The sequence below is a fragment of the Petralouisia sp. genome (genome assembly GCF_056822245.1).
On the sequence record NZ_JBQIOP010000022.1, the window covers coordinates 30,403 to 49,726 of the forward strand.

Annotated in this window: 17 protein-coding genes, 1 tRNA gene and 2 pseudogenes; 16 read left to right on the forward strand and 4 right to left on the reverse strand. The window is 47.1% G+C overall.

The window, feature by feature from the left end; all coding sequences use genetic code 11:
• The first annotated feature begins 29 nt into the window (after positions 1-29).
• The 4 genes from prmA to thiI are packed head-to-tail and all read left to right on the forward strand — an operon-like array spanning position 30 to position 4,094.
• Positions 30-980, forward strand: a complete 951-nt coding sequence (gene prmA, locus ACTO17_RS10380) for a 50S ribosomal protein L11 methyltransferase (protein ID WP_482557880.1) — start codon at positions 30-32, stop codon at positions 978-980.
• Positions 981-1,007: 27 nt separating this feature from the next.
• Positions 1,008-1,739 carry an RsmE family RNA methyltransferase gene (locus ACTO17_RS10385; RefSeq protein ID WP_482557881.1) on the forward strand — a complete coding sequence of 244 codons (732 nt, stop codon included), beginning with the start codon at positions 1,008-1,010 and terminating at the stop codon, positions 1,737-1,739.
• Position 1,740: 1 nt separating this feature from the next.
• Entirely contained in the window at positions 1,741-2,895 is a 1,155-nt protein-coding gene (locus ACTO17_RS10390) for a cysteine desulfurase family protein (RefSeq protein WP_172535323.1), read from the forward strand.
• An 11-nt stretch (positions 2,896-2,906) separates the two neighbouring features.
• On the forward strand, positions 2,907-4,094 hold the full coding sequence (thiI, locus tag ACTO17_RS10395; RefSeq protein ID WP_482557882.1) for a tRNA uracil 4-sulfurtransferase ThiI: 1,188 nt from the start codon (positions 2,907-2,909) through the stop codon (positions 4,092-4,094).
• Between the two features lie 123 nt (positions 4,095-4,217).
• Here the strand turns inward: thiI and ACTO17_RS10400 are convergent, their stop codons facing one another.
• The gene (locus ACTO17_RS10400) at positions 4,218-4,448 is read right to left on the reverse strand and encodes an HPr family phosphocarrier protein (RefSeq protein ID WP_172535325.1); all 231 of its coding nucleotides are present in this window, start codon (positions 4,446-4,448) and stop codon (positions 4,218-4,220) included.
• Positions 4,449-4,668: 220 nt separating this feature from the next.
• Here ACTO17_RS10400 and mtaB point away from each other — a divergent pair, with 220 nt between their 5' ends.
• Positions 4,669-6,036, forward strand: coding sequence for a tRNA (N(6)-L-threonylcarbamoyladenosine(37)-C(2))-methylthiotransferase MtaB (mtaB, locus tag ACTO17_RS10405; protein WP_482557883.1), 1,368 nt, complete (start codon positions 4,669-4,671; stop codon positions 6,034-6,036).
• Positions 6,037-6,357: 321 nt separating this feature from the next.
• On the opposite strand, the pseudogene ACTO17_RS10410 reads toward mtaB, so the two are convergent.
• A pseudogene (locus ACTO17_RS10410) lies at positions 6,358-6,483 on the reverse strand (DUF6783 domain-containing protein).
• On the opposite strand from ACTO17_RS10410, the pseudogene ACTO17_RS10415 reads away from it, so the two are divergent.
• Positions 6,466-6,510, forward strand: a pseudogene (locus ACTO17_RS10415) (hypothetical protein); the annotation flags it as partial. The pseudogenes ACTO17_RS10410 and ACTO17_RS10415 sit on opposite strands and share 18 nt — an antisense overlap.
• A gap of 213 nt (positions 6,511-6,723) precedes the next feature.
• Here the strand turns inward: ACTO17_RS10415 and ACTO17_RS10420 are convergent.
• Together ACTO17_RS10420 and ACTO17_RS10425 are read right to left on the reverse strand one after the other, a co-directional pair.
• Entirely contained in the window at positions 6,724-8,085 is a 1,362-nt protein-coding gene (locus ACTO17_RS10420; protein WP_172535327.1) for a sodium-dependent transporter, read from the reverse strand.
• 387 nt (positions 8,086-8,472) lie between these two features.
• Positions 8,473-8,544, reverse strand: a tRNA-Glu gene (locus tag ACTO17_RS10425).
• 267 nt (positions 8,545-8,811) lie between these two features.
• On the opposite strand from ACTO17_RS10425, the gene rimP reads away from it, so the two are divergent.
• The 10 genes from rimP to ACTO17_RS10475 all read left to right on the forward strand — a co-directional run bounded on the left by rimP (position 8,812) and on the right by ACTO17_RS10475 (position 19,231).
• Entirely contained in the window at positions 8,812-9,279 is a 468-nt protein-coding gene (rimP, locus tag ACTO17_RS10430) for a ribosome maturation factor RimP (protein ID WP_172535328.1), read from the forward strand.
• A 42-nt stretch (positions 9,280-9,321) separates the two neighbouring features.
• Positions 9,322-10,533, forward strand: coding sequence for a transcription termination factor NusA (gene nusA / locus ACTO17_RS10435; protein ID WP_172535329.1), 1,212 nt, complete (start codon positions 9,322-9,324; stop codon positions 10,531-10,533).
• Positions 10,526-10,798 (forward strand): RNase P modulator RnpM, encoded by a 273-nt coding sequence (gene rnpM, locus ACTO17_RS10440; protein WP_482557884.1) that lies wholly within the window; start codon positions 10,526-10,528, stop codon positions 10,796-10,798. Before nusA ends, rnpM begins: the two co-directional genes overlap by 8 nt.
• A complete protein-coding gene (locus tag ACTO17_RS10445; protein ID WP_172535331.1) occupies positions 10,785-11,105 on the forward strand; it encodes a L7Ae/L30e/S12e/Gadd45 family ribosomal protein in 321 nt (106 codons plus the stop codon). The genes rnpM and ACTO17_RS10445 overlap by 14 nt, the downstream gene beginning before the upstream one ends.
• Before the next feature lie 14 nt (positions 11,106-11,119).
• Positions 11,120-14,050 (forward strand): translation initiation factor IF-2, encoded by a 2,931-nt coding sequence (gene infB / locus ACTO17_RS10450; RefSeq protein ID WP_482557885.1) that lies wholly within the window; start codon positions 11,120-11,122, stop codon positions 14,048-14,050.
• A 16-nt stretch (positions 14,051-14,066) separates the two neighbouring features.
• Positions 14,067-14,429: a 30S ribosome-binding factor RbfA gene (gene rbfA / locus ACTO17_RS10455; RefSeq protein ID WP_172537406.1), complete on the forward strand. Its 363-nt coding sequence runs from the start codon at positions 14,067-14,069 to the stop codon at positions 14,427-14,429.
• Positions 14,430-14,431: 2 nt separating this feature from the next.
• Positions 14,432-15,388 carry a DHH family phosphoesterase gene (locus ACTO17_RS10460; protein WP_172537407.1) on the forward strand — a complete coding sequence of 319 codons (957 nt, stop codon included), beginning with the start codon at positions 14,432-14,434 and terminating at the stop codon, positions 15,386-15,388.
• Positions 15,385-16,464, forward strand: coding sequence for a tRNA pseudouridine(55) synthase TruB (gene truB / locus ACTO17_RS10465; protein WP_482557886.1), 1,080 nt, complete (start codon positions 15,385-15,387; stop codon positions 16,462-16,464). The genes ACTO17_RS10460 and truB overlap by 4 nt, the downstream gene beginning before the upstream one ends.
• 9 nt (positions 16,465-16,473) lie before the next feature.
• Positions 16,474-17,412 (forward strand): bifunctional riboflavin kinase/FAD synthetase, encoded by a 939-nt coding sequence (locus ACTO17_RS10470; RefSeq protein WP_172537409.1) that lies wholly within the window; start codon positions 16,474-16,476, stop codon positions 17,410-17,412.
• Between the two features lie 181 nt (positions 17,413-17,593).
• Positions 17,594-19,231 carry a Na/Pi cotransporter family protein gene (locus ACTO17_RS10475; RefSeq protein WP_172537410.1) on the forward strand — a complete coding sequence of 546 codons (1,638 nt, stop codon included), beginning with the start codon at positions 17,594-17,596 and terminating at the stop codon, positions 19,229-19,231.
• The last annotated feature ends 93 nt before the right edge of the window (positions 19,232-19,324 follow it).

Here is a 19,324-nt window from a genome sequence, read left to right on the forward strand (position 1 = left end):
AACATGTTTTAGGGAAGGAAAAGTGTTTTATGAAATGGAATAAATATACGATACAGACCACCACCCAGGCAGAGGATTTTGTCAGCAGCATGTTGGCGGAGCTTGGGATAGAGGGGGTTCAGATTGAGGACAATGTGCCCTTGTCTGCTGAGGATAAGGAAAAGATGTACATTGATATATTGCCGGAGCTTCCCGCAGACGATGGGATTGCATGGGTCAGCTTCTTTCTGGATGCAGAAGAAGAACAGGAAGCGCTGCTGAAACAGGTGAAAGAAGAGCTGGAAGGTTTGAGGCTGTTTGTAGAGCTTGGGGCAGGAACCATCACACAGGGCGAAACCGAGGATAAGGACTGGATCAATAACTGGAAACAGTTTTTTAAGTCCTTTGCCATTGAGGATATTCTGATTAAGCCTGCCTGGGAAGAGGAAACCGGGATGGGAGAGTACCGCTGCGTCATTGAGATTGATCCGGGCACTTCTTTTGGAACGGGAAAACATGAGACGACCCGGCTGTGCATTCAGCAGCTCCGGAACTATCTGAAGCAGGGAGCCCGGGTATTGGACGTAGGCTGCGGAAGCGGGATACTCTCAGTGGTCAGCTTAAAACTGGGGGCAGACGAGGTGACAGGGACGGATATTGATCCTCTGTGCATGACAGCTTCCCGGGACAATATGAACGCCAATCACCTTCCGAAAGAAAAAAGCAGGTTTTTCCAGGGAAATCTGATTGAGGATGAAAAGCTCAGAGAGACGGTGGGCGGCGAATATGACGTGGTAACTGCCAATATCCTGGCGGATATTATTATTCCGCTGACGCCGGTGATTCCGGCCTGTCTGAAACAGGGAGGCATTTACATTACAAGCGGCATTATTGATTTTAAGGAAGCGGCGGTGGCGGATGCAGTCCGGGCGGCAGGATTTACCATTCTGGAAACGGTGCGTTTGGGAGAGTGGGTCAGCATTACAGCCAGAAAAGACTGAGAATCAGCGAAAAGAATGGAGGCAGTCATGTTTCAGTTTTTTGTTGAGCCGGAGCAGATCACAGCAGGCCAGGCAGTGATTACCGGCAGTGATGTAAACCATATCCGGAATGTCCTTCGGATGAAGCCCGGCGGACAGGTTCGGATCAGTAATCAAACAGGCGGAGATTTCCTCTGTGAAATTGCAGAAATCCATCCGGAGCAGATTCTCCTTAACATTTTAGAGCCGTGCCGGGGAACGGAGCTTCCGGTCAAAGTGACGCTGTTTCAGGGGCTCCCCAAAAGCGATAAAATGGAGCTGGTGATCCAAAAAAGCGTGGAGCTTGGGGTCAGCGAAATTGTTCCGGTAGCCATGCGAAACTGTGTAGTGAAGCTGGATGCAAAAAAAGCAGAAAATAAGCGAGCCCGTTGGCAGTCCATTGCCGAAAGCGGCGCAAAGCAGTCCAAACGGAGCATGGTTCCGAACGTGAAACCGGTCTGCAGCTTAAAGGAGGCGGCAGAATACGCGGCGGCTATGGATATGCGGCTCATGCCTTATGAGCAGGCCCGGGGGATGGCCTATACCAGAGAAGTGTTTGGCAGAATAAAACAGGGAGATTCTGTGGGAATTTTTATCGGCCCGGAGGGCGGTTTTTCTTCTGAGGAACTAGAGCTGATGAAAGACCGGGCAGAAATTATTTCTCTGGGAAACCGGATTCTGCGGACAGAAACGGCAGGTCTTGCGGCGATGGCCATGCTGATTTACCAGATGGAGGATTAAAATGGAAGCATATTTTGACAATGCGGCGACCACACGCTGCTCCAACGGGGCAAAAGAAGTGATGATGCAGGTCTTGTCTGTGGATTACGGCAACCCCTCCTCCCTGCACCGAAAGGGCATGGAGGGAGAGAATTATATCAGGGAGGCCAGGAAAAATATCTGCAAAACGCTAAAAGCCGGTGAAAACGAGCTGATTTTTACTTCCGGCGGCACAGAAGCCAATAATCTTGCCATTATCGGCGCGGCCATGGCAAACCGCAGACAGGGGATGCATCTGATTACCACAAAGATTGAGCATCCGGCGGTGGCTGCCCCTATGCGGTATCTGGAAGAACAGGGATTTTCCGTTACCTGGCTGGATGTGGATTCTGACGGCCTCATATCCCTGGAGCAATTGAGAGATGCGGTTACAGAAGAAACCATTCTGGCGTCTGTGATGTATGTCAACAACGAAATCGGAGCTGTGGAGCCTGTGGCGGAGGCTGCAAAGATTATCAAGGAGAAAAATCCATTGGCTTTATTTCATGTGGACGCCATTCAGGCATACGGAAAATATGTGATTCACCCCGGGAAGCTGGGGATTGATTTGATGTCAGTCAGCGGTCATAAGATTCACGGGCCTAAGGGCAGCGGCTTTTTGTATGCAAAAGAAAAGACCAGGTTAAAGCCGGTGATTTACGGCGGAGGACAGCAGCGGGGCATCCGTTCCGGAACGGAAAATGTGCCGGGCATTGCAGGTATGGGACAGGCGGCAAAGGAAGCATATGAAGAATTTGGGAAAAAACAGGAGCATCTCTTTCAGTTAAAAGACGCCTTTCTTTCAGGCATTGCAGATGTGGAATGGGCGAAAATAAACGGGCGGACAGGACGTGACAGCGCGCCTCATATTATAAGCTTAAGCGTAGAGGGAGTCAGGAGTGAAGTGCTGCTCCATGCCCTGGAGAACAAGCAGATTTACGTGTCTGCCGGAAGCGCCTGCGCCTCCAACAAGCCGGCCAAAAGCAGTACGCTGCAGGCAATCGGAGTGAAAAAAGATTTGTTGGAATCTACGGTACGGATTAGTTTCAGTCCGGAAAATACGTTGGAAGAGGTAAATTACTGCCTGGATATATTAAAAGAACTAACGCCCAGGCTTCGGAAATTTACCAGGCATTAGCAGGAGGAATTATGTATAAAGCATTTTTGATAAAATACGGTGAAATCGGTATCAAGGGAAAGAACCGCCATCTGTTTGAGGACGCCTTAGTGCATCAGATTAAGTATGCCTTAAAGCCGGTGGAGGGAGAATTTCTGATTACCAAGGAACAGGGTCGTATTTACATTGAAGCTCTGGGGGAATACGATTACGACGAGGCGATGGAACGTCTGCAGTGCGTCTTTGGAATTGTGGGCATCTGTCCGGTAGTGCTGAAAGAGGAGCAGGGACTGGAGCAGCTGGCAGAAGATGTAATTGAATATTTAAAACAGCGTTATCCGCAGCCGGACATGACCTTTAAGGTGGATACCAGAAGGGCGAAAAAAAGCTATCCCATGACCTCCATGGAAGTGAGCGCGGCCTTAGGCGGGCGGATTCTGGAGGCTTTTCCGGAAATGAAAGTGGATGTCCATCATCCGGAGCTTATGATTCATGTGGAGATCCGCAAAAAAATCAATATCTACTCAGAAATTATTCCGGGGCCTGGCGGAATGCCGGTAGGCACCAACGGAAAAGGAATGCTTCTGTTATCCGGCGGAATTGACAGTCCGGTGGCCGGATACATGATTGCAAAAAGGGGCGTAAAAATTGATGCGGTTTACTTTCATGCGCCGCCCTACACCAGTGAAAGGGCCAGGCAGAAAGTGGTGGATCTGGCCAGAATCGTTGCAAAGTATTCCGGCCCCATCTATCTGAAGGTCGTGAACTTTACAGACATTCAGATGTATATTTACGAAAAATGCCCCCACGAGGAGCTGACGATTATTATGCGGCGCTACATGATGCGGATTGCGGAGTATTTTGCCGTAGAAACCAATTCCCTTGGCCTGATTACCGGCGAGAGCATCGGTCAGGTGGCAAGCCAGACCATGCAGTCTTTAGCCGCCACCAATGAAGTGTGTGAGCTTCCGGTGTACCGGCCTCTGATTGGCTTTGATAAACAGGAGATTATTGCAGTTTCAGAAAAAATCGGCACCTATGAGACCTCCATTCTGCCCTATGAGGACTGCTGCACCATCTTTGTGGCAAAGCATCCCGTGACAAAGCCGAACCTTAAGGTGATCCGGCGTTCGGAAACCCATTTGGAGGAAAAAATCGGGGAACTGGTAAAGACAGCCATTGAGACGGCGGAAACCATAATTGTAGATGCGTTATCCTGAAAAAGAACGGAGCGTTTTTGTTTCATAGGACCACTTTCCTATGAAATAAAAACACTCTCCAAAGGGTAGCATGGAGAGTGTTGCATGTATGCAGTCTGCCTTGATGAAGGGCGCCGGTTTTGCTTACACCAGATATGGTTTCAATGCTTCCAGAATTTCATCAATGTCATTTTCCACATGAATGGCAAGATCAATCGGCTTGGAAAGATCCAGGCTGAAGATACCCATAATGGATTTGGCGTCAATGACATATCTGCCGGAAATCAAATCAAAATCATAGTCAAACTGTGTAATTGCATTTACGAAAGATTTAACCTTGTCGATAGAATTTAAAGAAATCTGTACTGTTTTCATGTAAAATAGCCTCCTTAATATGTTAATATTGGTTTTGCTTGAAATATTTAGCAAATTGTTTTCTATATAGTATCCTCTTTCATGGAAAAAGTCAATGGCGCCATTACCAATTTAGCGGAAAAAACAGAAAAGTTTTTGTTGATTTTCACAAAGCGGCACAGCGGCAGGCATTGGCATCAGCCCTTTGGACCATGAAATACAGGAGAAGAAAGGACATAAAATGAGAAAAGCAGCGTTGCACAATCTGGGATGCAAGGTCAACGCATATGAAACTGACAGTATGCGCCAGATGTTAGAACAGGCAGGATATGAAATTGTGCCCTTTGACGCCATGGCAGATGTTTATGTAATTAACACCTGTTCCGTTACCAATGTGGCAGACCGCAAATCAAGACAAATGCTTCACCGGGCCAGGAAGAAAAATCCAAACAGCGTGGTGGTGGCGGCAGGGTGTTACGTGCAGACTTCCAAAGAGCAGGCCCAGGCAGATCCGGCCATAGACATTTTAATTGGAAATAACAAAAAGCATGAGCTGCCGAAACTGTTGGAGCGGTTTTTCCAGTCCCATACGCCGGAATCGGAACAGGATTTCTGCAGTTCTGTTGCAGATATTGGAAAAGAACGGGAATATGAGGAGCTGAGTATCAGCCGTACCGGAGAACATACCAGGGCTTTTCTCAAAGTGCAGGACGGCTGCAATCAGTTTTGCAGCTACTGCATCATTCCTTATGCCAGAGGGAGAGTGAGAAGCCGGAAAATGCCGGAGGTAATCCGCGAGGTAAAAACCCTTGCCGGGAGAGGATACCGGGAACTGGTGCTGACCGGAATCCACTTAAGCTCCTACGGCGTGGATCTGCAGCCGGAGGACGGCGGAGAAACAGTGGGACTGCTGGATTTAATCCGCAGCGTCCATGAGACAGAAGGAATTGACCGAATCCGTCTCGGCTCTTTAGAGCCCGGAATTGTCACAGAAGAATTTGCAAAAGCATTGTCTGAACTTCCAAAGGTCTGCCCCCATTTTCACCTGTCTCTGCAAAGCGGCTGCGACGCCACTTTAAAAAGAATGAACCGGAAATACACCTGCGCCGAATACAGAGAGAGCTGCCGGCTGCTGCGGAAATATTTCACCCACCCGGCCATTACCACTGATGTGATTGTGGGCTTTCCCGGAGAAACCGAAGAAGAATTTGAACTAACCAGGGAATTTTTAAAACAAATTAATTTCTTTGAAATTCATATCTTTAAATACTCAATGCGGAAAGGAACCAGAGCGGCAGAACTGAAACCCCAGGTGCCGGAGGAAATCAAGGGACAAAGAAGCGACAGTCTGTTTGAGGAGCTCTCTGTTATGAACCGGGAATATCTGAACTGGCATCTGGGCCGGGAACTGGAAGTTCTGATGGAGGAGGAAGTGTCTTTCGGAGGAAAAAAATATTTCCTGGGCCACACCAGGGAATATGTGAAGGCAGCCGTATTGCTGCCGGAGGGAGAAATTCACCGGCTGGAAAATAAACTGGTGAAAGGGAAGGCGGTTTCGATGCTGAAGGAGCATGTTTTGCTGTTAGAGGTGGGGGAATTGCACTGTTAAAGTGGGTGTATCCTTTTTCATGTAAATCAGGCGGTATTTTGGCGAACATTTTGGGGCTGTCGCATTAAGAAGTAAACATACAAGATACAATATTTTGTAAGTAGAAATTATATCATATCTTGTAGTCGTATTTCTTAATGCGACAACCCCGATAGAAATCATACAAAGTACAAATCTGATTCCTGAACAGATGTACAATCAGATTATGAAAAACATGCCCAGAAGTAAATGTTCTGCCTTTCGATACACAGAAAATACCGGATGGCCCTTTCACAAAGCAAACAATTCATGGGCGTTTTTAGTGCAGGCAAAATCCACTGCTTACGGAGACTTGGGAAGGAAGGCTTTCCTGACTTCCCTTGAGCGTGTTTGAAAAATCATTCCCGCCATCTGCATCCCCCACTTAGCGCGATATTTGCGCCAAATTCAGGTTACATAGCCCGCTATGCGCCCTTCATTTGTCACAAATCTCCCACTAAGTGGAGAATACATCTGTCAGAAAGCATTTTTCAAGCCCGCTCTAGCCGCAGTTGGCAGTTAGTTTGCCGAACGCTGCCCTGTTTGCGTGTGAAAGGGGCATCCGATATTTTCGTCCGTATTCGAAGCCAGAATCATTTTCGTCCGTATTCGAAGCCAGAATCATCTTCGTTCATACCCAAAGATAGAATCGTCTCATCCCTAAAGAGCCTATTTCCCCAACAGTCCCTTCCCAATCAAAAACAGAATCATCAACGGCAGAAGATACGTCACATAAACCCGAATCCATCCAGGAATTTTCAATCCATTTCCTGTATTGGCTTCTTTTTGGTAGTTCTCAAATCCCCAGCCCAGGCGGGTTACGCAGAACAGAAGATAGCACAGAGAACCTATAGGCAGAATAAGATTGCTGACCAGAAAATCTTCCAAATCCAGAACCGTACTGCCGTCCCCTAAAGGCTGAAAAGCAGACCACAAATTATAACCAAAGACGCAGGGCAGAGACAAGACTGCGATGACAAAAAGGTTAATCAGGCAGGACTTTTTTCTGCTCCAGTGAAATAAATCCATGCCGCAGGAAATGATATTTTCAAAAACGGCAAGTATGGTGGAAAACGCTGCAAAGGTCATAAAGATGAAAAACAACGTTCCCCAGATCCGGCCGCCGGCCATGCCGTTAAACACGTTGGGCAGCGTGATAAAAATAAGCCCCGGGCCCTGTGCCGGACTGATGTCAAAAGCAAAGCAGGAGGGGAAAATAATCAGGCCGGAAACAAATGCCACAAAAGTATCCAGTATGGCGATGTTTACGGATTCCCCCAACAGACTGTGGGTTTTGTCAATGTAACTGCCGAAGATTCCCATGGCGCCGATACCCAGACTCAGGGTAAAAAACGCCTGGTTCATGGCTGCAGTGACAATTTCCCATCCGCCGGCTTCCTTCATCCGCTGAAAGTTAGGGAGCAGATAGAATTTCAATCCTTCTATGCCGCCCTTTAAGGTGCAGCTATGTACTGCCAGAATCACAATAATGGCCAAAAGCAGCGTCATAAGGACTTTTGTGATTCGTTCCACCCCTTTCTGCAGTCCCATGGAGCAGACGAAAATACCGGCAATTACAATAATCAGCATGGCTCCTGCCAGAATTTTCGGATCTGACAGCATGGACTGAAACAGTTCCTCCACCTGGGCCGTGGTCTTTCCCTGGAATTTTCCAGTGAGCATCCGATAGAAATAATACAGCATCCAGCCGGTTACTGTGGTGTAGAACATCATCAGAAGATAATTGCCGGCCATGCCCAGATATCCGTTCAGATGCCATTTTTGTCCCGGTTTTTCCAACTCCTGAAAACTTTTGATAATGCTTTTCCTGCTTGCCCGGCCTACGGCAAATTCCATAGTCATAACCGGAACCCCCATAATAATCAGAAAGAACAGATAGAAGAGCACAAAGATTCCTCCTCCGTACATTCCTGCAATATAAGGGAATCTCCAGACATTGCCGATTCCGATTGCACAGCCTGCAGACAGCAAAATAAATCCCATCCGCGAACCTAATTTTTCTCGTTCCATTTCAATTGTACCTGGCTGCCCGCATAGACAGCCTCACTCCTTTCCTGGTTCTTCTGCCGGGATGTGAAACAGTGCAGAGTATGCCGGCGGTTAAATATCACAGTATTTTAGCATTTTTCCAGTATGTTCTGGTACTGCAGAGAACGCTTTATATTTGGATACGGACGGAATCTCCATCTGCTGTGATTTTAACTGCAAGAGCCATACATTCCCAAAACGGCAGATTATGTTTACTATATCATATGACAGGGAAGAAAGGAAGTAATAACTTGAAAACATGAGAATAATTGATATTGCGGCGAATATTTTTACAATATAAAAGTACTGGAACCGCTCTGTTTCAAACGATTCCAGTACTTCAGGGTTGGGCTATTTAATTATAGCTAACAGCTCGTAGGGGAATCGAACCCCTGTTTCCGCCGTGAGAGGGCGGCGTCTTGACCGCTTGACCAACGAGCCATGTTCTGTAGGTGTAACTCAGCAACAAACTCATTATATCTTCACTCCTTCAAAAAGTCAAGCATTATTTTTAAAATTTTACAAATTTTTCTTTTCAGGCGTTTGCCTTAAAAATATTTCCAATTTCCCTTGCATTTACCATTGTGAAGTGCTATCATAAATACGATAACATGATAATCATCAGACTTGAGAGTGGGCAAAGCCCACTCTCAATTTTATGTAAGCCGGCAGGGTCTGATATAAAATAGGAAGAAAGAAGGTGCGTAAATGTCGAGAAAAGAAATGTATGAGCAGCGGACAGAAGAACTGCTGCTTCCAATCATAGAAGAGTACCAGTTTGAACTGGTAGACGTGGAATATGTGAAAGAAGGCGGAAACTGGTATCTGAGAGCTTATATTGATAAAGAAGGCGGAATCACGGTAGACGACTGCGAACTGGTCAGCAGAAGAATGAGTGATTTGCTGGATGAAAAGGACTTTGTGGAAGAGTCCTATATTTTTGAAGTCAGCTCTCCAGGGCTGGGCAGGCCCTTAAAGAAGGAAAAGGATTATCAGAGAAGCTTAGGGAAAGAAGTGGAAATCCGGACTTACAAAGCCATAGAGAAAGAAAAAGAATTTTATGGACTCTTAAAATCATATGATGAAACTACGGTAACAATAGAAATGGAAGAAGACAAGGAAATGATATTTGCAAAAACAGATATTGCATTGATTCGCCTGGCTTTTGATTTTTAAAATGCGTCAAATAAGAAGAACACTTTTCAGGAGGATAAAAAAATGAACAACGAGTTATTGGAAGCGTTAACCATATTGGAAAAGGAAAAGGACATCAGCAAAGACACGCTGTTGGAAGCCATTGAGAATTCCTTGATTACCGCATGTAAAAACCATTTCGGCAAATCTGACAATATTAAGGTAAATATCAACCCGGAAACATGTGAGTTCCATGTATATGCAGAAAAAACCGTAGTAGAAGAGGTAGAGGACCCGGTATTGGAAATCAGCGCAGGCAATGCGAAAATGATCAATTCCAAATATGAAGTGGGAGACATTGTAAACGTTGAAGTGAAATCCAAAGAGTTCGGCCGGATTGCCACACAGAACGCCAAGAACGTCATTCTGCAGAAAATCCGGGAGGAAGAACGGAAGGTGCTGTTTGAACAGTATTACGGCAAGGAAAAGGACGTAGTGACCGGAATTGTACAGCGGTATGTGGGCAAAAACATCAGTATTAATCTGGGAAAAGTAGATGCCATTTTAAGTGAAAATGAACAGGTAAAGAGCGAAGTGTTTCAGCCCACCGAGCGGATTAAGCTCTATATCCTGGAGGTAAAATCCACTTCTAAGGGGCCGAAAATCCTGGTATCCAGAACCCACCCGGAATTGGTAAAGCGCCTCTTTGAATCCGAGGTAACAGAAGTGAAGGACGGCATTGTGGAAATCAAAAGCATTTCCAGAGAAGCCGGAAGCAGAACGAAAATCGCAGTATGGAGCAATGACCCGGACGTAGATCCGGTGGGAGCCTGCGTGGGCTTAAACGGAGCCAGGGTCAATGCCATCGTCAATGAGCTGCGGGGAGAAAAAATTGACATTATTAACTGGAGCGACAATGCGGCCATGCTGATTGAGAACGCATTAAGCCCTGCAAAGGTAATCTCCGTAATTGCAGATGCAGAAGAAAAGACCGCCAAAGTGGTAGTGCCGGATTATCAGTTATCCCTGGCAATTGGAAAAGAAGGACAGAACGCAAGGCTTGCCGCAAGGCTGACCGGTTTTAAAATTGACATTAAGAGTGAAACCCAGGCCAGAGAAGCCGGAGATTTCATGGATTATGAAAATGACTATGAGGAGTATGAAGAGGATCTGGAGTTCGAAGAGAATCCGGATTACGAAGCAGATGCAGCGTACGAAGAAAATTCTGTATACGAAGAAGATGCAGTATACGAGGATGATTCCGACAGCGAAGATGAGGACAGAACAAATGAGTAAGAAGATCCCTATGCGCCAGTGCGTAGGCTGCGGCGAAATGAAAAGCAAGAAAGAACTGCTGCGGGTTATACGGACAGCGGAGGACGAAATCCTTCTGGATGCAACCGGAAGGAAAAACGGAAGGGGCGCGTATCTTTGTCCCAATGAGGAATGTCTGAAAAAGGCAGTCAGGGCAAAGGGACTGGAACGTTCCTTAAAGACAGCCATACCCAAAGAGATTGTAGAGAATCTGACAAAGGAGATGGAAGGGATTGCAGCAAGATAGAATACTGTCCACACTTGGCCTGGCCATGAAAGCCGGCAAAATAGCCAGCGGAGAATTTTCTACAGAGAAAGCAGTGAAATCCCACCGGGCATTTCTTGTGATTGTATCAGTAGAAGCATCGGAAAATACGAAGAAAATGTTTCGCAATATGTGTTCCTTCTATCAGGTTCCCATGTATTTGTATGAATCCAAAGAGACGTTGGGCCGCGCAATCGGAAAGCAGTACCGGGCAAGCCTTGCGGTATTGGATGAGGGATTTGCAAAAAGCCTGATAGAGAAATTGAAAATAGCAGACAAAACGGAATAACGGAGGTAGTACCTATGGCAAAAGTCAGGATTTATGAAATTGCAAATGAATTAAAAATACAGTCCAAAGATGTAATCGAGTTTTTAAAAGAAAAAAATATTATTAAAAAGACGGCAAGCAGCGCCATAGAAGATGACGTGATCGATATGGTCAGAGGAAAATTTACCGGAGGAAAAAGCGAAAACAGAAAGCCCCAGCCGGAATCTGCGGGACAGTCTTTTGGAAAGAGTAAAGAGGAACCAGTGAAAACAGAATCAATCAAAACAGAAACAGCGCAGACAGCAAAAACAGAGCCGGAAAAGGCAGTAACAGCCAAAGCTGAATCACAGCAGGCAAAAGGGAATAAGACAGAAGCAGGAAAGGCTTCAGAGGACGGAAAAGAAGAAGTGGAACGCCCCAGGAAAAAATCCAGTATTACGGCGGTTTATAATCCCCAGAACAGCAAAACAGCTCCGAGACGCCAGTCAAGGCCCCAGGGAGACAGAAATGATCGGAATGACAGAAATGATCGAAATGAAAGAAATAACCGTCCCCAGGGAGACAGGAATAACCGTCCCCAGGGAGACAGAACCGGCCGTCCTCAGGGAGACAGGCAGAATAACCGTCCTCAGGGAGACCGTCAGCCAAGGCAGGACAGAGCTTTTAAACCCCAGGAAGACCGTCAGTCAAGGCCCCAGGGAGACAGAAATGACAGGAACGATCGGAATGACAGAAATGATCGGAATGAAAGAAATAACCGTCCCCAGGGAGACAGGAATAACCGTCCCCAGGGAGACAGAAACAACCGTTTCCAGGGAGACAGAAATAACCGTCCCCAGGGAGACAGGAATAACCGTCCCCAGGGAGACAGAAACAGCCGTCCTCAGGGAGACAGAAACAACCGTCCTCAGGGAGACAGAACCGGCCGTCCCCAGGGAGACAGAAATAACCGTTCTTTCCAGAATGGACGTCCCGGACAGAAAAACCGTTTTGAACAGGAAATTAATAAGCTGAATCAGAACAACAGTTCCGGTTCCATGGAAGAAACCAGAGGAAAAGAAAGCCGGGAACGTGACAGCCGCAAAGGAAATAACCAGCGTCATGAGAAAGAACTGATGGGTAAGAAAAAGGAACGTTTCGATAATCTGGAGAAAAAGACCAGAGGAAAGAAACCGCAGCAGCAGCCCAAACCGCAGCAGAAGGAAGAAGAAACGATAAAAACCATTACCATTCCGGATAAAATGACCCTCAAAGAACTGGCTGACCGGATGAAAATTCAGGCGTCTGTGATTATCAAAAAGCTGTTTTTACAGGGAACCATGGTGACCGTCAACAGCGAAATAGATTTTGCCACAGCCGAAGAAATTGCATTGGAATATAACTGCATCTGCGAGCAGGAAGAAAAAGTGGATGTAATCGCAGAGCTTCTGAAGGAAGAAGAAGAGGATGTATCCGTTCAGGTAAAACGTCCGCCGGTAGTCTGCGTGATGGGTCACGTAGACCATGGAAAAACGTCTCTGCTGGACGCTATCAGAGATACTCATGTCATCGATCGGGAAGCAGGCGGAATTACCCAGCATATCGGCGCTTATATGGTGGAATGCAACGGGGAGAAAATCACATTCCTGGATACCCCGGGCCATGAGGCATTTACCGCCATGCGTATGCGGGGCGCAAACGCAACGGATATTGCAATTCTTGTGGTGGCGGCAGACGACGGCGTAATGCCTCAGACCGTAGAGGCCATCAGCCATGCCAAAGCGGCAGGAGTGGAAATTATTGTGGCAATCAACAAGATTGATAAGCCCAGCGCCAATATTGAACGGGTGAAACAGGAGCTTGCAGAATATGAGCTGATTCCGGAGGACTGGGGCGGAAGCACGATTTTTGTACCGGTATCCGCCCATTCCCATGAAGGAATCGACAACCTGTTGGAAATGATACTTCTGACAGCGGAAATCAGTGAGCTGAAGGCAAATCCGAAACGAAACGCAAGAGGACTTGTGATTGAAGCCCAGCTTGATAAGGGCCGGGGCTCCGTAGCTACGATTTTAGTGCAGAAAGGTACGTTGAAAGTCGGCCAGCCCGTTGCCTGCGGAAGCTGCTATGGTAAAGTGAGAGCCATGATTGACGATAAAGGCAGAAGGGTGAAAGAAGCAGGCCCCTCCACGCCGGTGGAAATATTAGGCTTGAATAATGTGCCCAATGCCGGGGAAATCTTTGTATGTACAGATTCAGAGAAAGAGGCCAAGAGTTTTGCGGAAACCTTTATTTCCGAAGGCCGCGAGAAGATGCTTGAGGATACCAAATCCAGAATGTCGCTGGATGATCTCTTCTCCCAGATCCAGTCCGGAAACATCAAGGAGCTGCCGATTATTGTAAAAGCAGACGTACAGGGTTCTGTGGAAGCGGTAAAACAAAGTCTGATGAAATTGTCCAATGAAGAAGTGGTGGTAAAAGTCATCCACGGCGGCGTGGGAGCCATCAATGAGTCCGACGTAAGCCTGGCTTCCGCTTCCAATGCGATTATCATTGGATTTAACGTGCGCCCGGATGCCACCGCCAAGGCTACCGCAGAACGGGAAGGCGTAGACATGCGTCTGTATAAAGTCATCTACAATGCCATTGAAGACGTACAGGCGGCAATGAAAGGAATGCTTGATCCGGTATTTGAGGAGAAGGTTCTGGGCCATGCGGAGGTGCGCCAGATATTTAAATCTTCCGGAGTAGGAAATATTGCAGGCTCTTATATTTTGGACGGCGTGTTCCAGAGAGGATGCAAGGTCCGCATTTCCAGAGAGGGAGAACAGATTTTTGAAGGAGATTTGGCATCCTTAAAGCGATTCAAGGATGATGTGAAAGAAGTAAGAGCGGGATATGAATGCGGACTGGTATTCGAAGGATTCAGCGATATTCAGGAACTGGACATTGTAGAGTCCTATATTATGGAAGAAGTGCCGCGTTAAGACAGAAAGGCAGAATATGAGGAAAAACAGCATTAAGAATACAAGAGTCAATGAAGAAGTGTTAAGGGAGCTGAGCAATATTATCCGCGGGGAAATCAAAGATCCGCGGATCAATCCCATGACTTCTGTTGTGGCCGTGGAGGTAGCGCCGGATTTAAAGAGCTGCAAAGCCTATATCAGCGTGTTTGGGGACGAAGAATCCCAGGAATCCACACTGGCAGGTTTAAAAAGCGCGGAAGGATATATCCGCAGCAAGCTTGCCAGAAATATCAATCTAAGAAATACGCCGGAGATTCGTTTTGTACTGGATCAGTCCATTGAATACGGCGTCAATATGTCAAAACTGATTGACGATGTAAACAGACAGGGAGAGCGTTGAGTATGAAAGATTTAGCATCTGAGCTGGCACAGGTGAAAACAGTTGCCATTGCCGGCCATGTAAGGCCGGACGGCGACTGCACAGGCTCCTGTCTGGCAACGTATAATTACATTACCGCCTGGTTTCCGGAGATTCAGGCAGATGTCTATCTGGAGCCTATTCCGAATATTTTTAAATTTTTAGCCCATGCAGATAAGATTCACAACAGCTGTGAAAGCGATCAGGTATATGATCTCTGTATTGTGCAGGACTGCGGAGACGCCGGCCGCCTGGGAGACGCTGTCAGGTATTTTAACACGGCGAAAAAAACCATCTGCATCGACCATCATGTGAGCAACGACAGCTTTGCAGATGAAAATTATATTTTTCCCCAGGCAAGCTCTACGTCGGAGCTGATTTTTGAACTGATAGAGAAAGAGAAGATTACAAAAGAAATTGCAGAATGCATTTACGTGGGCATGGTGCACGATACCGGAGTGTTCCAGTATTCCTGCACCTCTGCAAAAACCATGAATGCGGCCGGAGTTTTAATGGAAAAGGGCATCAATTTCAGTAAAATTGTAGATGACACCTTCTATACAAAGACTTTTGCCCAGAATAAAATACTGGGCCAGGCATTGTTAAACAGCAGCCTCTTTTTAGACGGCAGGGTAATTGCGTCGGCAGTTACCAGAGAGGAAATGGAGCGGTATCAGGTATTGCCGAAGCATCTGGAAGGAATTGTCAGTCAGCTTCGGGTGACCAAGGATGTGGAACTGGCCATTTTTCTCTACGAGAATGCAGACAAGTCCTGGAAAGTCAGCCTGCGTTCCAACGGAAAAGTCAATGTGGCTGAACTGGCCATGAAATATCAGGGCGGCGGTCATGAAAGGGCGGCCGGAGCCACCATGGAGGGCAGCTCCGAAGAGATTATTGCAGCCCTTTGCAGAGACGCCCAGGGGGCAGGAGTCTATGAATGATTAATGGAATAATCAATGTGTACAAGGAAAAAGGATTTACCTCCCACGACGTGGTGGCAAAGCTGAGGGGAATCTTGAGACAGAAGAAAATCGGCCATACCGGAACACTGGACCCTGAAGCGGAAGGGGTGCTTCCGGTCTGCCTGGGAAAAGCAACCAGGGTCTGCGATATGCTGACAGAAAAAGACAAGGTATATGAAGCGCAGCTTTTACTTGGAACTGCCACAGATACCCAGGATACCACAGGAACCGTTCAGTCCAGGCGTCCCGTAACCTGCTCCCAGGAGGAGGCAGAAAAGGCCATTTTGTCATTTGTTGGTGAATACGATCAGCTTCCGCCCATGTATTCCGCATTGAAAGTCAACGGTAAGAAGCTCTGTGATCTGGCAAGGGCGGGAATTGAGGTGGAGAGAAAGCCCAAAACTGTGACGATATTTTCTATCCGTATTCTGGAGCTGTCATTGCCGAGGGTGCGCATGGAAGTCCACTGTTCCAAAGGCACCTACATCCGGACGCTGTGCCATGACATCGGAGAAGCCTTGGGCTGCGGCGGATGTATGGAATCCTTGCTCCGCACCAGAGCGGCGGGCTTTGTACTGGAAGATGCCAGAAAGCTGGGAGAGATTGAAGAACTGGTTCACTCTGTCAGGGCCGGCGGCCGGGTTCAGCCGGAAGAGAGAGCCGGCAGCCAGGTTCAGCCGGAAGAGAAAGCCAGCGGCCGGATTCAGCCGGAAGAGAGAGCCGGCAGCCAGGTTCAGCCGGAAGAGAAAGACGGCGGCCGGATTCAGCCGGAAAATACCGGCAGCTTTCAGCAGGAATTAACAGAAGAAGATTTGCCGGAACTGGTAAAGCATACAGATTACGTTTTCCGGCAGTATCCGGAGGTTTCCGTAAAACCGGAGTTTCGCAAGCTGCTGCTTAACGGAAATCCTTTAAAGCCCCAGTGGATGACGGCATGGAAACCGGAATATCAGGAAACGATTTTCAGGGTTTATGATGAATGCGGGGTATTTACCGGAATTTATCAGTGGGAGGAAAGCCGAAAGGATATCAGGCCGGTTAAAATTTTAAGGTAGGACAGAAAAATGGAATACATAAAGCAGAGTATCACCTTTGAAATTAAGGAACCGACGGTGCTGTCTTTGGGAAAATTTGACGGGCTGCACCGGGGACATGAGCTGCTGATGGAGTACATGGCAGAGAAGAAAAAAGAGAGAACAGAGTTAAAAGCGGTGATTTTTACCTTTGACATACCGCCCCGGGGACAGTTTTCCAATGTTCCGGCCCAGGTGCTCACCACCAATCAGGAAAAGATGAAGCTTTTTGAAAGCATCGGAATTGACTATCTGATTGAGTGCCCCTTTACCAGGGAAATTATGTGTATGGAGCCGGAGACTTTTATTGAGAAGATAGCCCTTCAGCTCAATGTGAAATATATGGTGGTGGGAACGGATTTCCGGTTCGGCCATAACCGCCGGGGAGATTACCGCCTGCTGCAGCAATTTGCAGAAGTTTACGGATATGAAGTCAAAGTGGTGGATAAAATGCAGGAGAAGGGCAGGGATATCAGCAGTACCTTTGTGCGGGAAGAAATTGCCGCAGGGCATATGGAAAAGGCAAATGAGCTTTTGGGGTATGAATTTTTCGTGGAAGGCACAGTCCTTCACGGGAAAAAGCTTGGCAAAGCAGTCCTTGGAATTCCAACCATCAATCTGCTGCCGCCCAGGGACAAGCTGCTGCCGCCGTTCGGAGTATATGTGACGCTGACGCAAAGGCAGGGGAAGCAGTATCCGGGCATTACCAATGTGGGCTGCAAACCTACCATTGAAGGGGAGAACCCCACAGGGGTGGAAACCCATCTTTTTGACGTTTCAGAAGAAATGTACGGAGAAGAGGTAAAGATAAGTTTTCTGACCCGGGTGAGGGAGGAGCGTAAATTCCCGAATCTGGAAGCGCTGACTGCACAGATGAATCAGGATATTCAGTTTGGGAAGGATTATTTTCGCGCCGGACGGAAATCCTGACTGCACAGATGAATCAGGGGTTTCCGTTTGGAAGAACTATTTTAATACCAGAGAAAAGAATGGGGCCGTCCCATTAAGAAGTAAACACACAAGATACAACATTTTGCAAATAGAAATAATACCATATCTTGTAATTGCATTTCTTAATGCCACAGCCCCGCAGGAATAAAGGGAGAACAGCATGGAATTGATATTAACATTGCTTGGGGGCCTTGGTTTATTTTTATTCGGAATGAGTTTTATGAGCCAGGGTTTGCAGAAAGCAGCGGGAGCAAAGCTCAGGACAATCTTAGAGGCGATGACGAAGAATAAGATCATTGCTGTTTTGTTCGGCGCATTGTTTACTGCGATTATTCAGTCATCGGGAGCCACTACCGTTATGGTAGTCAGTTTTGTAAATACCGGGATTATGACGCTGGCCCAGTCAGTAGGCATTATTTTCGGCGCCAACATCGGTACAACGATTACATCCCAGCTTGTAGCATTTAACCTGACAGGGATTGCGCCGCTGATTCTGTTTGTGGGAGCCGTATTTATGATGTTTGGAAAACGGCCCATGGTGAAGAAAGTGGGAGAGGTAATTCTGGGATTCGGCGCATTATTTATGGGCATCAGCATGATGAAGGATGCTATGTCCGGCCTGCGTGAATACCAGAATGTGCTGAATATTCTGGGAAGCCTTGACAATCCGTTCCTTGGAATACTTCTCGGAACCGCCATAACCGTTGTTGTCCAGAGCTCTTCCGTGACTGTAAGTATCCTTCTGCTGATGGCAAGCCAGGGACTGGTGGATCTTTCCGTCTGCTTTTATGTGGTGCTGGGCTGTAATATCGGTTCCTGTACGCCGGCAGTACTGGCCAGTCTGGACGCCAAGAAAGACGCCAAGCGCGCGGCTCTGATCCATGTGATGTTCAATGTATTCGGCATGGTGATTATCGGAATTCTTCTGGCCTTTGGAATGGAGTATTTTGAAAACTTTATTTTACGTATTTCCGGCTCTGATGTGGGACGGTGCGTGGCTAACGCAGATTCTTTGTTTAAGATATTCCAGACCCTGATGTTCCTGCCGCTGTCAGCCCAGTTTGTTGCGCTGACCAGAAAGCTGATACCCGGGGAGGACGCCCAGAGCGAAGGATACCAGCTTCTCTATATTGGAAAGCAGAATATTTTCTCCCCATCTACTGCAGTGGTGGAAACTACCCAGGAAATCGAGCGGATGGCCACGCTGGCAAGCGAAAATCTGAAGCTTTCCATGGAAGCGTTTTTTGAAGGAGACAAGGAGAAAATTTCCAGAGTCTATGAGACAGAGAAGCAGATTGATTTCTTAAGCCATAAGCTGACGGATTATCTGGTAAAAATCAACCAGCTGCAGCTTCCGGTGGTGGATGCAAACCGGATCGGCGGCCTGTTTCATGTGGTAAGCGACATTGAACGAATCGGAGATCACGCAGAAAATTTCGCAGATTTTGCAGTGAAATGCCAGGAGGAAAATCTGGATTTTACTAAAAAAGGCACAAAGGAGATTCAGGAAATGCATCACAAAACCATGATAATTCTGGAAAAGGCCATGGAGATGTTTGTGACGCTGGATGAAAAGAACCTTCCGGATATTCTGGCGCTGGAGGATGACATTGATCATATGGAGCGGGAACTGCATCAGAATCATGTGAAACGGATGTCAAAAGGGAAATGTTCTCCCATGTCCGGCATTGTTTTTACGGATATGGTAACCGGATTGGAGCGTGTGGCGGATCATGCCACCAATATTGCATTTTCCATTCTTGATAACGATCCGGAGGAGCGGAGCGCTGTTTTGTAGATAACTGCTATTTTCAGAAGGGAAAGTCCAGATAAGAACTGTGAAGATTGTACAAATATTACATAAATATTACGGCCTCCTTGACAATGTAAT

Excerpts from the sequence above, each read along its gene's own strand:
- prmA (WP_482557880.1), top strand. The coding sequence starts at position 30 with ATGAAATGGAATAAATATACGATACAGACCACCACCCAGGCAGAGGAT.
- ACTO17_RS10400 (WP_172535325.1), bottom strand. The coding sequence starts at position 4,448 with ATGAAAACAGTACAGATTTCTTTAAATTCTATCGACAAGGTTAAATCT.
- ACTO17_RS10390 (WP_172535323.1), top strand. The coding sequence starts at position 1,741 with ATGGAAGCATATTTTGACAATGCGGCGACCACACGCTGCTCCAACGGG.
- nusA (WP_172535329.1), top strand. The coding sequence starts at position 9,322 with ATGAACAACGAGTTATTGGAAGCGTTAACCATATTGGAAAAGGAAAAG.
- truB (WP_482557886.1), top strand. The coding sequence starts at position 15,385 with ATGATTAATGGAATAATCAATGTGTACAAGGAAAAAGGATTTACCTCC.
- mtaB (WP_482557883.1), top strand. The coding sequence starts at position 4,669 with ATGAGAAAAGCAGCGTTGCACAATCTGGGATGCAAGGTCAACGCATAT.
- thiI (WP_482557882.1), top strand. The coding sequence starts at position 2,907 with ATGTATAAAGCATTTTTGATAAAATACGGTGAAATCGGTATCAAGGGA.
- ACTO17_RS10420 (WP_172535327.1), bottom strand. The coding sequence starts at position 8,085 with ATGGAACGAGAAAAATTAGGTTCGCGGATGGGATTTATTTTGCTGTCT.
- ACTO17_RS10470 (WP_172537409.1), top strand. The coding sequence starts at position 16,474 with ATGGAATACATAAAGCAGAGTATCACCTTTGAAATTAAGGAACCGACG.
- infB (WP_482557885.1), top strand. The coding sequence starts at position 11,120 with ATGGCAAAAGTCAGGATTTATGAAATTGCAAATGAATTAAAAATACAG.
- ACTO17_RS10475 (WP_172537410.1), top strand. The coding sequence starts at position 17,594 with ATGGAATTGATATTAACATTGCTTGGGGGCCTTGGTTTATTTTTATTC.
- rimP (WP_172535328.1), top strand. The coding sequence starts at position 8,812 with ATGTCGAGAAAAGAAATGTATGAGCAGCGGACAGAAGAACTGCTGCTT.
- rbfA (WP_172537406.1), top strand. The coding sequence starts at position 14,067 with ATGAGGAAAAACAGCATTAAGAATACAAGAGTCAATGAAGAAGTGTTA.
- ACTO17_RS10460 (WP_172537407.1), top strand. The coding sequence starts at position 14,432 with ATGAAAGATTTAGCATCTGAGCTGGCACAGGTGAAAACAGTTGCCATT.
- rnpM (WP_482557884.1), top strand. The coding sequence starts at position 10,526 with ATGAGTAAGAAGATCCCTATGCGCCAGTGCGTAGGCTGCGGCGAAATG.
- ACTO17_RS10385 (WP_482557881.1), top strand. The coding sequence starts at position 1,008 with ATGTTTCAGTTTTTTGTTGAGCCGGAGCAGATCACAGCAGGCCAGGCA.